This window comes from Sporomusa aerivorans, from assembly GCF_041428895.1.
Taxonomy (GTDB): Bacteria; Bacillota; Negativicutes; order Sporomusales; family Sporomusaceae; genus Sporomusa; species Sporomusa aerivorans.
In genome coordinates, this window is the sequence record NZ_CP156926.1 from 1,179,558 (window position 1) to 1,196,356 (window position 16,799).

Consider the following 16,799-nt stretch of genomic DNA (forward strand, 5'->3'; position numbering starts at 1 on the left):
TACTTGAAAGGAGTGTCAAGACCAAATGGTACATCGTCATAAAAAACGCTATACCAAGAAGAATTTAGCGGCAGCTGTTTTATTAAGCTGTTTGCTCAGCAGCAATCAGGTGCTGGGGGCTGAGCTGGCCGCCGTAGTGCCGTCGGACTTTCATAACAGCCAGCTCGGGATTTTGAGCGGTTCCAGAGTCACGGCTTATATTGATCCGGCTTCGGCAACCATGAAAATTGACGAACTCAACCGGGATCCCTCCGTATTTGCCATCAATTACAACGGGCAAAGCCGGCTGCTGCTGCGGCAGTATACGTATAGCACAACAGAGTTGAAGGCAGTCACCGTTATCAACCCTGTCAAAACGAATTGGATTGATTATGTAAATACCGGCGAACTAAAAAGTGTGCCTAATATCCATGCTGCCGCTACTTATGGGGATTATCTCTATGCTACAGACTACGATTTTGGCAATATTGCTGTTGCCAATTTAAGCAAAGCCATTCTGAGTGAAAATGAGCATCATAGTTTAAAGGAAGATGCTGCCAAGGTAACCGGCATACATTATGATGATAAAACTACTTTTCATGGCGAAGGACTGGTGGTTAAAGATAATTATCTCTATGCTATCACCAGTGTAAACCTTGACGGTGGCTATGATAAATATGACGACGGTTATTTGCTGCAATATGTAATTAAAAGTGATGGCAGTCTGGTAGCCGTGGATGCGCAGCGCATTGGCAAAAATACTTTTAATGTTCATCCTTTCAATGATACGCTGTTTACCTGTTCCTCAGGCGGTTATCAGCAAATGGGCTACCCCAATGCGGAGACAGCCATTCATGCCGTCAATATTAATAACGGTAACCTGAACTCCTCCCGCAAAATTACTATTCCTGCCGGTGTAAAAGGCGAGTACCGGGATATGGCGATTACCAATGACGGTACGGCCTATGTTTTTGGCGGTTATTATGATGCGAGCTATGGCGGAATTATCGGCAACGTTTATAAAACAACGGTAACCAATCTGCTGGCAGATAAACCGGTTGCCTGGGAAAAAGTGATTGAAATAAACGACTGGCCCGGGTTCAACTGGGATATAGAAGTTGAGTCCAATCCGCGGCGTCTATGGTTTTTGGCCGGCAACAAGCTGCAAATCTATCAGGACGGCAGCACAAAGCCGCTGGAATTTGCCGCTTCCCAGTTTGCGACTAAAGAAGGCTTGAACCAGTTCAACTCCTGGGGCTTTGCCTTCATTACCCCTGACAGTGTGGCCAATGGCAACAGCAAAACCATGCAGCTAGAGGTGAACGAGGGCTTAACCTCGCCTACGGCGACAATTTCCAAAACCATCATTCTGCCTGAACTGGATGCTTCGTCCAATGGCACTAATGCCATCAGCGGCACACCGGACTATACAACCCGGATCATGGGGCTGCAGCAATATAATAACGGTACCGGCATTGAATATACGGATACCGAATATCAGACCAAAGGCGTTACAACTGATTTCAAAACCTACAAGTTTAACAAGGATACCATTCTCGGTTTAAAGGCCAGTGCCGAAGGTGATTACAAAACCAATATCCTGGCAGCGGTCTTTGCCCGTTATGGACAGGATATCACGGTAGATGCGGGCACTCACGCTTTAACGCTGAATGTGGAGAATAATGCCGGTAATCCTACCGGAATTTACGCCGGCAACGGTAAGAATGTCACAGTGAATGCGGGACAGCTCAATATTAATACCGCCACTTACGCTAACGGCGAAATGGTGACTAACGCCATTTGGAATGACGCCGCCAAAGATACCGCCAGCAGTATTACCATCAATGCCCCGGTACATATTACTATGGCCGGCGGACAGGGCGGCAACGGCATTGCCGTCACCAAAAAAGACCGCTGGGGAGAAGGCAGCGCGGAAGCTACCGCTAAATCCAGGATTACTATCAATGGCGATGTAACGATCGCCGGCACTGACGGCAGCTGGGGCGTACCTTTAAATTCACAGAATGTGTATTCACGTTTTAATTCGGCCGGCTTATATACTTCCGTTGATAACAGTGAAATTGATGTGAACGGTAAGGTAGATCTTACTGTTTACGGTAATGGTATTGCCACTGTTGCCAAGGACAGTAAAATTACGGTTGACGGCGGGCATATCGCCGTGCCGTCCGGCAAAAATTACGGTTATTATACATTGGCCTCTTATCTGGGAACTATCAATATGAATACGGGTGATGCCGGTAACCTTCCGGGTACAGAAGATGTGCGGCTGGACGGTGATATTTTTGCGCTCAAAACCGGCACGGTCAATGTTGGCCTGACTACGGCAAACTCTTATTTAAAAGGCATCGTGGATAACGGCGGCACCGTCAATATGTGGCTGCAAAACGGCGCGACCTGGACGGACAGGGCGCAAAACACCCGTTACACTGATGACAATGAGGATATCGGTTCTAATGGCGCCAGCCACATTACCAACCTGTACGGCGGCAGCAGCAGTGCCGGCAGAGGCGTGATCTTTCCGGAAAATGACAAGGGCATCACCATTGATAAATATACCGGCAACCTGCTGGCCATTTATGAACATGACACCTCTGACCCGACAAAAATCAAGGGCGGCAGCATAACGATTACTTCGGCCGGACAAACCAACGGGCAAAACGCGGTAATGACGCTGCGGACGGACAATGCCGGCATTAATACGGCTGATACCAGTGTGGTCAGCAATGTTCTGAATGCCCTGTCCGGCAAATTGACCTATACCAATTATAAAAACGGGGAACGGTACCTTGACGGCAAGGTGGAAATAGCCGAAGGGCTGACGGCTCAGTCAGCGGTAAAATTCACGGGCACTGTGGCCTTCGACAGCGCGAGCGGCAAGGGAAGCTACGGCACCGGAGCGCCGGAGCCGCCCACGGGGCAGACGAAGACTGAATTTACCACGACGCTGACCGGGGTGAAAGCCAAGGATACGGAATACGAAAATGGCGGCGTACTGAAGGACAATGCCTATGCCTTCACCAAGGACAGCACCATTACCACCGATGACGGTGACGTCACGGCCGGCAACATCGGTTATTACAAAGCAGTCGCCGGTATCCTGGGCAGCGGCAATGACATCACGGTCAATGCCGCAGACAAAACGCTGGGAATTACTGCTGCCAGTACGGGCAGCTCCAACCAGGCGATCGGCATCTACGCGAACAAAAACCTGAAGCTGACGGCGAAGGATGTGCGTATCGCCAGTACGTCCGCCGGCCAGACGGCCTATGGGATTTTCCTCCAGGATGGCGGCCAGGGCGATATTACCGGCAATGTCTCTATCCAGGCCCGTCATACCGGCGCCGGGTCGGCAACCGGGATATATCTGTACAACAGCGGTTCAAAACTGACTATTCACGGCGACCTGACGATGAAAGGCAACGGCACCGGGGACGATGCGTACGGCATTATCTCAGCAAGCAAGGGGGGATACGGTACGCCGGTCTGGCAGGCGAAGGGTATCTACATTTATGACACCGCCGGGGCGGAATTGCTCGTTACCGGCAATGCCGATATTGCCGTTAAGGGCACCGGCGTGGATATGCGGGGCAGCAAGAACAACAAGGTCACAATTGGCGGCGGCAGCATTATCACACCTGAAAGCTCAACAGATGATTTTAAAGCATTAAGTATTGCCGCAGGTACCTTCAATATGGGCATGAATGACGGCGATACGGATGTGAGCGGGAAAAATGTTGCCGTGACAGGCGAAGTCTATGTCCTGAAAGACGGCAAAGTAAATCTGGGTTTGGGCAGTGCCGGTTCTTCCTTTACCGGTGTGGTGGACAACTATGACGGCGGTGCGGTCAATCTATACTTAAAAAACGGCGGGACCTGGACCAATAAGGCAACCTCCTCCATGCTTGCTTTTGGCGGCAGCCGCATCAGCAGTCTGGCCGGCGGCTCTTCCGCCGGGGGACAGGGCTATATCTATCAGCAAGACAGCAATGATATCACCATTGATAAATACAGCGGCTATGCCAGCGTCTGGTACGACCACGAGGCGGCAAACCCAACAGCTATCAAGGGCGGCAATCTCCGGATCACCAGTGCGGCGGCCGGGTCAGCCATCACGCTGCGGACGGACAACGGCGGGCTGAATACATCTTCGACAGCAGCGGCGGACAAGAACAAAGTCAGCGAAACGCTGAACGCCCTGGCGAACAAGCTTTACTACACCGGCTATAAAACTGAGGGCAATCTGACAGGGAAGGTGGAAATTGCCGAAGGACTCACAGCCCAGTCGGCCAGCCGGACGGAAACTATCACCTACAAGGAGGGCGGCCAGGGACAGTATGAGTTCACTCCGGCTGTCGAACCGGAAAAAGGCGCTATAACCAAGAATACCGTGCTTACGGAAGACCGCCTTGCGGAAGCAACAGAGAAGAACGCGCAGGGCCCTTCCAGCAGCCTGCTTGTCAGCGCACTGTACAGTGACGCCAATACTTCCAGGACCAATCCCATGGTGGTCGACCTGAACGGGCACAACCTGACTTTGAATGCCGCTGGCGACCAAGCCATCCTGGCCGGTCTTTATGCCGGAACAAACCAGTATATTGAAATAAAGAATACCCAGGCGGATAAAAAGCTGGTTATCCATGCCGCGCACAGTGAAGATACCCGTGCGGCGAACGGAATCTATGTCAGCGGCAACGCGCACCTCTCTATTGCCGGTCCTGTAGAGATTGACGGTATATATACCAAGGGCGACAGCGTCGCGGGGATCGCTATTCAGGGCGCGGGCAGCGCCGGCGGCGGAGCAGGCAGCGAAGTGACTATTAACGGACCTCTTACTATCAAAAATATCACAGCGGAAAGAGGACGCGGGAATGGCATCAATGCCGCCGGCATCCGAGTGACGGCCGACGCCTCCAAAGTGATCGTCAATGATGCAGTGGATATCACCGGCATTAAAGGCAGCGGTCTGTATACCGTCGGGGCGGATACGGAAATTTCCGTGGGCGGCGGCACTATCACGGCGGCGGCGGATGCGGATCATACCAAGCAGTACTATGCGGCCCGGGCCGATAAGGGGACTATCAATATTAACATGAACGGGGACAAGGCGGGCGAAAAGACGGTCAAACTGACCGGCGACCTCTATGTAACCCGTGAATACGGTCAGAAGGTGGTAGAGTATAGCGGCGGGCAGCTGGTAGACTTTGACAACAAGGGCGTCCTTAATGTGGCCCTTACTGGCAAGGATTCTTTCTGGACCGGCGCGGCCACGTATGTGGCCGACCGGAGTGATTACGGCACAGGCGGGTTTACGGCCCACGATGCGGGGACTTTCAATCTGTATCTGCAGAACGGCGCTATGTGGACGAATGAAGTACAGTCCGGAACCTCGGATCAACTGCAAACCTTCCAGGGAAGCCACCTGGCAAGCCTGGCCGGCGGCTCATCCGCCGGGGGACAGGGCTATATCTATCAGAAAGACAGCCGTGACATCACCATTGATAAGTATAGCGGCTATACCAGTGTCTGGTATGACCATGAAGCAGCAAACCCGACAAATATCAAGGGTGGAGATCTCCGGATCAGCAGTGCGGCGGCAGGGTCAGCTATCACACTGCGGACGGATAACGGCGGGTTGAATACGTCTTCGACAGCCGCGGCGGATAAGAACAAGGTCAGCGAAACGCTGAACGCCCTGGCGAGCAAGCTGTATTACACCGGTTACAAAACAGAGGGGAATCTGACGGGGAAGGTGGAAATTGCCGAAGGGCTTACTTCCCAGTCGGCCAGCCGGACCGAAACCCTTACCTACAGGGAGGGGGGCCAGGGGCAATATGAGTATACACCGGCGATAGATATTCCTGATTCCCAGAATAAGATCAAATTTATAACGGCTATTACCGGCGAGAGGACAGCAGATGCAGAATATGTGGCTGCCGGCGTAAAGAAAGACAACGGCAGCTATGTGTTCACTGCAGACAAGACTACGCTTACACCGGCCAAACATCTGATTGCCGCTGGCGCCTGGATGCCTCAAATCAGTTCGGCCATATCCGGCAGTACGGCGGATAAATCCGTCAGCATCAATCTGAATAACAAGGAACTGACCATCAATACGGTTACTGATACCCATACTACCGGCATTACGGCTATTGGCGACGGCCAGGTGGAAATTAATAATGCCGGCAAGATTACCATTCAGGCCGAGAGTACGAGCGGCGGACAGACAGCCGCCCTGTATGCGAACGGCGGCGGACATATCGTTATCCATAACGGTGGTGACAATCCCGGGGACAAGGTCCTTACTTTAAGAGCCGATACTACGGCAAAAGCCAATGGCGCGGTTATTAAAGCAATGAACGGGGTCAGCGGCAAGGAATCCAGCATCATAATTGACGGACTGGTGGACGTGATAGCCGATGGTGACACTACTGACGGCAAAGGAGCCAACGAAGCGATCAGCGCGGTGGCCTCAACAATTGATATTGGCGGCGGCAGCATCAAGGCTATTAATGACGCCTGGTGCGCTATCCGCGCTTATGGCGAGTTCGTTTCCAATAATTACGGTACGGTTAATGTTAATGTTGTCAAAGATAGCGGCGGCAATGTTATCGGCGCCGGGAAAAACAAGACCGTTATTGAGGGGAATATTGTTACCAATGGCGGTATGGGTACAAAGGGCAGGGTCAGCATCGGCCTGAGTACGGCAGATTCCTACTGGAAAGGTGATTATACCGACGTTACCGGTTATGGCGTAACGCCAGGACAATTAGGCAATGTTAACTTGTTTATGTCGAACGGAGCTAACTGGACCGGCTACACTAAGGGCACGATGAATGTAACTATGGCCAGTGGTGCAACCTGGAACGGTTATAACATTGGTGATAACTTCGCTTTGAATTTGAGTGATGGCGCTATCTGGTACAATACAAACACTACAGCTGATAACAGTAAGATAAAATATTTTATTGGCAGCACTGGTACTGGCAAGACTGGTTATATTGATATGACAACGATCGGTGCAGGCAATGTTGTAATTGATAACTATAGTGGCAGTACTACTGTTCTTTACAAACATGATGAAACTACGCCCACCAGCATCAGCGGCGGCGGCATCACCATCACCTCGGCTGATAAAATAAACGGCGCCAATGCCGTTATAACATTGCGGACAGATAATACCGGCATCAATACGGCGGACGAAGATGCGGTTACTGCCGTTCTGGACGCGTTGGCCGGCAAGCTGACCTATACTAGCTATACGCAGGGCGAACGCAATCTGAACGGCTACGTACAGATTGCCGAAGGGCTGACGGCCCAGTCGGCGGCAAAGCAGACCGGCGATATCGCCTTCAGTGAGACGGACGGGACAGGCAATCTTAAGGAGGGCTCGCTCCAGCCGGGCTACACGTATCCGGGCGAGCAGTCCAAAGAAACCTTTACCAGCGCCATCACCGGCAATGCGCAAACCGATAAGGAATATAAGCGAAATGGCGTCCTGCAAAGTGACGGCACGTACAAATTCACCAAGCAGCAAACTTCAATCAGCCTGGAATCTGCGGGCGAAGCGGCCGTATTGGCGAAAGATAACGCCGTTACAATTGATATGGGCAAAAACAAACTGGTTATTAACAACAAATTTGCGGCAGCGGATACAGCTGTTAGCGGGATGGCCGCCACAGCCGGCCACCGGATTGTAGTCAACAATGCCGGCGCAGTCGCAATAAACGCCCAAAACAGCGACGGCGAAGCGGCCGGCCTGTATGCAAGCGGCGCCAATAGCAGCATTGCCATCAATAACGATAATGCGGCGGCCAAAGCGGTAACTATTACAGGCAGCGCCAAGAACAACCAGTATACCGGGATTAAAGCGTCTGACGGCGGCAGCGTTACCGTAACCGGACTGGTAGATATTACTGCTGCTGAAGCAATTCACGCAGACTCAGGTTCTGTTTCCATCGGCGGCGGTACGTTATCGTCCGCTCACGGAACCGCAATCCGTGTAGCCGGCAGCGGCTCAGTCAATATCAATGTTACCGGCAGCGGTGACGATATGAAGACCGCCGGTAACAAAGTGGTTGTCAACGGTGATATCCTGCTTCAGAACAATACGCTGGCCAGAGCCGCCGCTGCCGCCGGCGCCGGCACGGTTAATCTGGGCTTGTCCGGCAAAGATTCCTCATGGACCGGCGCAGCTGATCAGCAGGGCGGTGTAATTAACCTGATACTTGACAAAGGCGCAGCCTGGACTAACCAAGCCGTAAACAGCGGTTTAACCGGCAGCAGAATCAACAAACTGATTGGCGGTGACAGTGACAGCAACAGGGGGGTCATTATCCAGAAAGATAATAGCAGTCTCTCTATTGGCAGCTACAGCGGTCACACACTCGCCGTATTCGGACATGATGCCGGCGACCCGACTAAGATTATTGGCGGAGCTATTACGATTGAATCTGCCGAGCGGACAAACGGCAAGGATGCCAGTATGACCCTGCGGGTTGATAATGACGGTATTAATACCGCCGACAGCGACAAGGTTGAAGCTGTACTGGCAGCTTTGGCGAACAAACTGAACTATACAAACTATACGGACCAAAGGCTGGCCGGATCCGTGGAAATTGCCGAAGGGTTAACTTCGGCAGCGGTTGCAAAACGCGGCACTGTCATCTTTGCCGACAGCAGCACCGGCAGCTTGAAAAACGGCTCAATTATTTCGCCGGCGCAGCCTTCCGATCCGGAAATTATCTATGGTTCTAAAGAAACAGCGATGATGCGCGGCGCTAAAACGGCCATGACCTCCTCGATACTGGCCTGGCGTGCCGAAAACAGTGATTTGGGCGAACGCCTCGGTGATTTGCGCAAAACCGCGGATCAAGATGGGATTTGGGCACGTGTTTACAGCGGTGAAAACAAATACGACAAAGATAATACCAATTACAGTAACAACTTCAAAACGGTGCAGATCGGTTATGACCGGCCGGTCGGCAATAGCGGCTGGCATGCCGGCGGCGCTCTCAGCTACATGGATGGTGACAGCAAATATGAACTGGGCGGCCGGGGCGACAACAAAGCTTACAGCCTGGCGCTGTACGGAACATGGCTTGGCGACGGCGGAGAGTATTTAGACCTGGTCTTAAAAGGCAGCAAGCTGAAGAATGAGTACACCGTTTATAACGATATGAGACATAAACTGGCAGGCGATTATGATAATTGGGGCACTTCGCTCAGTGTGGAATACGGCAAAAGAATCAGCCGCAACAATGGCTTCTACGTTGAACCGCAGGCTCAGTTAACCTATGCGCGGCTGAATTCCGCCGGCTACAATGCGCACAGCGATTTTGGCGGCGGCAAGGACATGCATGTGGAACAAGGCGGCATGAACAGCCTGGTAGGACGTCTGGGTATAGGTATCGGCAAAAATAGCGACCGGAGCGGACTGTATGCGAAAGTATCACTGGCTCATGAATTCTGTGGCGATATGACGACGGCCTTCTCGGCAGTGAATGAACCGACGAGCAGCGTATCTCAGGACTTTGGCGATACCTGGTGGGAATTCAATATCGGCGGTAACCGGATGATCGGTAAAAACACGTATTTGTATGCAGATCTTACGAAAACCGTTGGCGGTGATATTGACGTCAAATGGAAAGCAAACGCCGGTCTGCGCTGGACGTTCTAACGTAGCGGAAAAATCTCTGACTCTATTCAGCAGAATGGAGTCAGAGATGCCCCTTAGGGGCAATATGGGAAAGGTGGTAAACAGGTGAAAAGAAAAAAATTCACACGCAAAACACGTAATCTGGCATTAGTGGTGGCTGTAGCGCTTGGTTGCAGCGTTTCACCCTGGGGCCTGGCTCTGGCTGCCGAACAGGCGGAGACGGCTGAGCAGTTTGCAATTTCCATCAGCGGCGACAAGGAACAGGCCGATCCTACGCTGCCGTATTTCCAAAACCGGAACCTTTTAGCAACGCTGGCGGCGGCCGGCAGCAGTCCTGGATTTGTCACCATGGCCAAAGATTCTGCTGACATTACCATTGATAAATACACCGGCACATCCGGTGTCTATGTTTACACCCATGATGCAGCAAATCCCAAAACTATTTATGGCGGCAAAATTACCATTGTTTCGGCAGACAAAGATGCAAACGGTAAAAACGCTTTTGTCAGGTTGCGCACCGATAGCAGCGGTATTGACCTGGTCAAGGATGACAGTGTTGTTTTGGGAGTTTTGAATGCGTTAGCGCAAAAACTGACTTATAGTAACTACGCCAGTGAATCCAACCTGAGCGGTTATGCGGAAATCGCCGAAGGGCTGACACAGGGGTCTTTTGTAAAGAAACAGGGTGACCTCTTTTTTGACTGGGAAACCGGTCAGGGAACCGTCTACTATTTTAATTCTTTTAACAAAGTTAATGCTGTCCTTACCGGTGACGAAGCAAAAGATACCGATTACAAAGATTATATTCAGAAAGATCCTGCTAATCCCGATCCTTTCCGTAAGGTTATATATAATTTTAAAGGCAGTACTACCATCGCTCCTGCTGTGACCAGTACGGCCACCGGTGGTAATTTTGCCGCTATTATGCCGGCAGCCGGTAAAGAGTTTTTTGTTACCAGCGGCGGCTCTTCCAATCAATCACTTACTTTGGATTTGACCGGTATTAAAACCAACGGCGGCAAAGTGTACGGCATCTATAATGATCAGGCTGCCGCCGTGAAGGTATATGGCTACGGCGGTCTGAATATCATTGGCACAACCGACGGCACGTATGCAGGCGGTATCTTTGCCGGTAACGCCAATGGCACAGGTACCAGCGCCGTTGAAATTGACGAGATATATAATGACAATTCTCTGAATATAAGTGGCGGCGGTCAAAATTTTGCCGGTATCAAGGCGGTTAAGAACGGCGTAATCAACAGCAACACCTGGGTAAATATCGTAACTGACGGCGGCTATGGCGTCGTTGCCGAAAACGGCGGTGTTGTTAACTTTAACAAAGCAGACACGAAAAGTATCATCAATACGAACGGGAAAGTGGCTTTGTATGCGAAAGACGGCGGTAAAATCACTTTCCTTGGCGCTAAAACAATCAATGGGGATGCTGTGGCGGAAGGCGAAGGCAGCAGCATTGACCTTGCTGTAGGCAGTGGCAGCTGGATCGGTAATGCTGTTGGCCATGTTAATGTAAAGCTAAACAATATGTCGGAAGGCTGGAAAGGCAATTTTGACAGCGATGGCACCCTGGCCATTACTGCCGCCAAATGGGAAGGAAATGCCGCCAGAGACAAAGCAAACGTACTGTTATTGGACAGAGCAATTTGGAACGGGGTAATGGAAAAGACGGGTAATCTTACCTTGATGGGCCGCTCCAACTGGGTTAATACCGGTAATAAGGCAACAATCCTCCAAAGCTTTTCCGGTGCGAACATCGACGGCTTAAAAGGCAGCATTACCAGTGCCGCCGATCTTACCATTGATAAATACAGCGGTCAGGCGGCCGTATATTTTACCCATGATGCCGCCAATCCCACTAATATTCAGGGGGGGAAGGTAACCATCAAATCGGCGGATAAAGATGCCGCCATTACCTTGCGGACAGATAATTCCGGGATTGATCTTACCAATGACACGGTCGTGAAAAATGTACTGAACAGTATGGCGCAAAAGCTTACCTACAGTGCTTATGTAACCGGTGAAAACAATCTGGACGGTTATGCGGAAATCGCCGAAGGTCTGACGGCTGGATCCCTGGCTCAGAAAATTGGCACCATTCGCTTTGACAAAACCACGGGTGCGGGCAGCGTGGCCGATGCCGGCCTTAAACCGTTTAATGCCGTCATTACCGGTGACAGTACAAAAGATAAAGCTTTCGCCGACCGCGGAGTTCTTACCGTGGCCGGTAATACCTCCACCTACAGTTTTACACAGGATACCATTATTAATAATACCATCAACGTGGAAGGCGCTACGCCTGATCCAACCAATATGAAATATGCCGTTGCGATCAATCCGGATGCCAATAAGCATGTTGTTCTGAATATGAACGGCCATGACCTCATCATTCGCAACAATATCGGCCAGGGACAAATGGCCCAGTCGACATCGGCAGTGATCTATGCGCTTAACAGTGATACCTCGGTAACCATCAATAACCCGGGAGCCATTGATCTCAGTACGTTTTCACAAGCCTATTACGCAGGCGGGATTTCCGCCGGCAGCAGATTTGCCACAGACGCTAAAGCCTGTGAAGTCATTATCAACAATGACAACAGCTGGGAGCATGCCGTAAAAATCAGAGGCGTTATGGGCATGGGCGGCGTCAGTTCGGACAGTATTTTTAATATCAACTGGACGGGTATGAAAGTATTCGATCATGGTCATATCGACATTAAAGGACTGGTGGATATCGAGTCCTACGGCGCCTGGGGCCTGAGTGCGATTGGCAGTGACGGCTACATTAATGTTGGCGGCGGCCGGATCGTGTCCAAGGATTATTCTGCGCTTGATTCTTATAATAACGGTACCGTTAATGTCAATGTCAGCGGCAGCGGCAATAGTCTACAAGCCGGCAACCATGATGTCGTGATCGAAGGCAACCTGAGAGCAACCGGCCAGTGGGTGGGCGCCGGCAGCGGCGGTAATATCAATGTGGCCTTGGTTAATAAAAACTCCTATCTAATTGGTTTGGCGGACAACCCGGCCGGCGGCACAGTCAACCTGTTCCTTAAAAACGGGGCCACCTGGACCAATAGGGACGGCGGTTTCCGCTATGGCAACAATTCTGTTTTTGATGATAATGGCAAGAGCCTGGTCACTCATTTCTACGGCGGTGACAGCGAGGCCAATCGCGGCATCATCATCCAGAAACAAACCGGCAAAATTATGCTGGCTAACTACCAGGGCCATGCCTTAGCCTATTATGAACATGATGCCGCCGATCCAATAAAAATTATAGGCGGCGATCTCGAAATTACCTCAGCCGTGAAAAACGGCGGCGACAATGCGGTCATCAGCCTGCGCACCGATAACAGCGGCATCAATGTAAATGATAAAGACCTGGTAACCAAAGTCCTGGATAATCTGGCCAGTAAACTCAGTTACACCAACTACCTGACCGGTGAGCGCAACCTGACCGGTTATGCGGAAATCGCCGAAGGCCTGACTTCGTCGAAGGTAGTCCGGCAGGAAAAAATCATTTTTGACGACAACAGCGGCGCCGGCCGGATATCGGCAGAACCCCTGGGACAGATCGTCACGAAATTTACATCGTCTCTTACCGGTGATTCGGCGGTGGACGAGCAATACCGCAAAGCCGGTACCATTATTAACAACAAATATGTATTTGAAAAAGCCACAGTCATTGCCATAGGCGAAAATTCAGCCAAAGGCGGCTATGCCTATAATGCTACCGGTATTCAAGCCTATACACCGGTAGCAGGTAATAATGAAGGGCCTTATAAGCAAGTAACTATCGAGGCCAAAAACGGCTTAAAGATTGATGGCACGAAGGCCAATACGAGTAATGCCGGCATATACAGCGGTAACGGCAGCGCACTTACCGTTAACGGGAATATCGGCATGGAGCTGATTAGCAAACCCAGTTACGGGACGACAGTTGGTATCTTGCAGGATCTCCAGAACTGGCAAGCCGGTGCAAAAGCAACGATTACCATCAACGGCAATGTGGCAATGGACATCAAACAGGAACGGGCTGACGATGCTGTGATTCAGCCGCTTACCCCGCGGACCGAGTATGTTGTCGGCATTTTAAACAGAGAGTCTAACGGCAGCGAGATCAATATCAATGGCCTGCTGGATCTAACCGTCAACGGTACCGGCGTGATGGCCGACAGCCCAACCGACGCCACCGGCGTGATTAATTTAAAAGGCGGGAGGATCATTACCAACGAAAATCAGGACATCAACAACCATGCCCTGACAGCCTACAGCGGCACCATCAACCTGAATATGAATCCGGCACCGGCGGCCAAGACTATGGCAGCGGTGGCTTTGACTCCCGGCAACACCAAAGTCGAAGTCGAAGGCAACATCCTGACCATGAAAAATACCGCCACCTCGGCTACCAGCAACAATCTGCTCGACGGTACGGTTAACATGGCCCTGACCACCGGTGAATCCTACTGGAAAGGCGTTGCCGACAACGCCGGCGCCGACAAGCTGGGCACCTTCAACCTGTATTTAAAGAACGGCGCGCTATGGATTAATGATTCCCAGGGAAAAACCTATAATCAGACCAATGCGGGAGTCCTGCAGGGCGTCTTTGACAACATCAGCCATGTCACCAGCTTCACCGGCGGCGACAGCGACGCGACCCGGGGCATCATCCAGCAAAAGAGCAATACCGGCATCGCTATCGACAACTACAGCGGCAACACCATGGTCATCTACGGCCATAACAGCCAGAACCCCGCAGAAATCATTGGCGGCGGTCTCCGCATCGAAAAAGCGGCGACCGGTTCGGCCATCACGCTCATGACCGACAGCAGCGGCATCAACGTCGCCGAAGAGAATACCGTCAACGAAGTACTGAACGCCCTGGCCGGCAAACTGACCTACGACGGCTACCAGACCGCCAAAGCCAACCTGACCGGCAAAGTGGCCATCGGCGAAGGCCTGACCGCGCCCGGCATCCTGTGGAAAGTGGGCGATATCGAGTTTAACAGCGCGACCGGCAGCCTGGCGTCCGGCTCCGTAATCACCCCGGACAACCCCATCGAATACGGCCAGTATGAAACCATGGTCATGAGCGGCGCCAAATCGGCCATGGTATCGTCAGCCATGCTGTGGCGTACCGAAAACAACGACCTGCAAAAACGGCTGGGCGAACTGCGTCTGTCGCCGGAGAACGGCGGCATCTGGGCCAACGTCTACGGCGGGAAATCCAAATACGACCAGAACAACACCCGGTACAGCACCAGCTATAAAGCCGTCCAGATCGGCTATGACAAAGAAGTAAATAGTGGCTGGCGGGTAGGCGCGGCCGTAAGCCACACCGACGGCGACAGCGACTACATCCTGGGAGGCCGGGGCGACAACACGGCCACCAGCCTGTCATTATACGGCAGCTGGCAGGGAGACAAAGGCCACTACAGCGACATCGTCCTAAAAGGCGGTCAGATAAAAAATGACTTCACCGTCTATAACGAGATGGGTCATAAAGTAGAAGGCGACTACAAAACCAACGGCCTGTCCGTGAGCGCGGAATACGGGCGGCGGATCGAATACGGCAAGGGCCTGTACGTAGAACCGCAGATGCAGCTAAGCTGGGGCCGTCTGCAGGGCAAAGACTACACAGCCACCAGTGACGTAAAAGATGGGGCCGGCAACTACCGGACCATGAACATCAGCCAGGACGGCTTTACCAGCCTGGTAGGGCGGATCGGTGTAGGCGTGGGCCGTCTGACCGAGAAAAGCAGCATCTACGCCAAAGCCTTTTTGGCGCATGAATTCAGCGGGGATTTCAGCAGCCGTTTTATAGCCGAGGAAGCCAAAAAGAGCCGTGTGGACCTGGGCGGCAGCTGGGCCGTATTCCAACTGGGCGGCAGCACAAAAGTAAGCAACAACGCCTATGCATACGCCAACCTGGAAAAGAGCGTAGGCGGGGATGTGGCTACAGAATGGCGTCTTGACGCAGGCATGCGCTGGAGTTTCTAAGGAAGTGCCCGGTGGTGGGTTCTGCAAGATAATCATATACGGCAGCTTATGCATCATAACACGTAAATATAGTAAAGAAGAGGATGAGGATTAATGACAGAAAATCAAGAAAGCGTAAAAGAAACAGTAAAAGAAAACGTAAAAGTTACAGCCTTTGAAAAGTATCTTATTGATAACAAGGTAGAAGGATTTGCCTCCAGGGCGGTAACCGATCAGTTAAACAGCGTGGTTTTTCACAGTAATCTGGCTGTTAAGGGGCAAAACTTGCCGGTCGCCGTTATCATTGACGACAGTGTCTATACCATGATTCAGATACAGGCGGTAAGCGGCGCCGCCAGCGGCAAATCTCCGCAGGAACTGGCCATATATGCCAATGAATTGAATCAGACTTACCGGATGCTGAAATATCAGGTGACACCGGAAGGAAACCTTGCTCTAAGCTGTTGTGTGGCATCCGATCATGATAACTTTGAGCCGAAGCTGGTTATCGGGATTTTGGATCAGATCCTGCAGCATTTGAATGAGGAATATCCTAACTTTATGCGTAAAATTTGGACGGAGTAACGTCTGAACTCAAATTTGGGCTAATCAAAAAAGAAGACTTAGTTTCTTTATAAGGAGAGAAAAACAATGAAAAAGAAGTTGCTTGCTTCCCTGTTTTTCGTACTGGCATTATTTGGCGTGTGCGGTATGGCCGCACCGAGCGAGGCTCTGGCTGCTGAACAGATCGGTTATGTTAATGTGCAAAAAGTATTTAATAATTATCCGGATGTAAGGTCGGCTATTTCGGCAATTGATTTAGAACGTCAAAACGCACAAAAACAGTTTAATGAACAGAGTGCATCTCTGGACGACAACGGCAAAGCCGATTTGAACAAAAAGCTGTCGGAACAGGTTAACAGCAAGGAAAAAGAAATGCTGGGACCCATTCAGAAAAAGATTAGCGAAGCAATTGTAAAAGTTGCCAAAGCACAGGGGATTGGGACGGTTTTAGACAGCAGCACGATAGTGTTTGGCGGTAAAGACCTGACTGAGGCAGTAATTACTGAAGTAGCAAAATAAAGAATAAAATACAATCGCCGCTATTCAACCTGCAACAGACAGGGAGAAGATGTACACAGGCAGT

4 protein-coding genes are annotated in these 16,799 nt (G+C 51.3%); all 4 read left to right on the forward strand.

Going from position 1 to position 16,799, the window contains the following annotated elements:
* Nucleotides 1–25: 25 nt before the first annotated feature.
* The gene (locus SATMO3_RS05285; protein ID WP_371378531.1) at nt 26–9,676 is read left to right on the forward strand and encodes a hypothetical protein; all 9,651 of its coding nucleotides are present in this window, start codon (nt 26–28) and stop codon (nt 9,674–9,676) included.
* Between the two features lie 84 nt (nt 9,677–9,760).
* A complete protein-coding gene (locus tag SATMO3_RS05290) occupies nt 9,761–15,673 on the forward strand; it encodes an autotransporter outer membrane beta-barrel domain-containing protein (RefSeq protein ID WP_371378534.1) in 5,913 nt (1,970 codons plus the stop codon).
* 93 nt (nt 15,674–15,766) lie between these two features.
* Nucleotides 15,767–16,237, forward strand: coding sequence for a hypothetical protein (locus SATMO3_RS05295; protein WP_371378536.1), 471 nt, complete (start codon nt 15,767–15,769; stop codon nt 16,235–16,237).
* Nucleotides 16,238–16,303: 66 nt separating this feature from the next.
* Nucleotides 16,304–16,735 (forward strand): OmpH family outer membrane protein, encoded by a 432-nt coding sequence (locus tag SATMO3_RS05300; RefSeq protein WP_371378538.1) that lies wholly within the window; start codon nt 16,304–16,306, stop codon nt 16,733–16,735.
* The last annotated feature ends 64 nt before the right edge of the window (nt 16,736–16,799 follow it).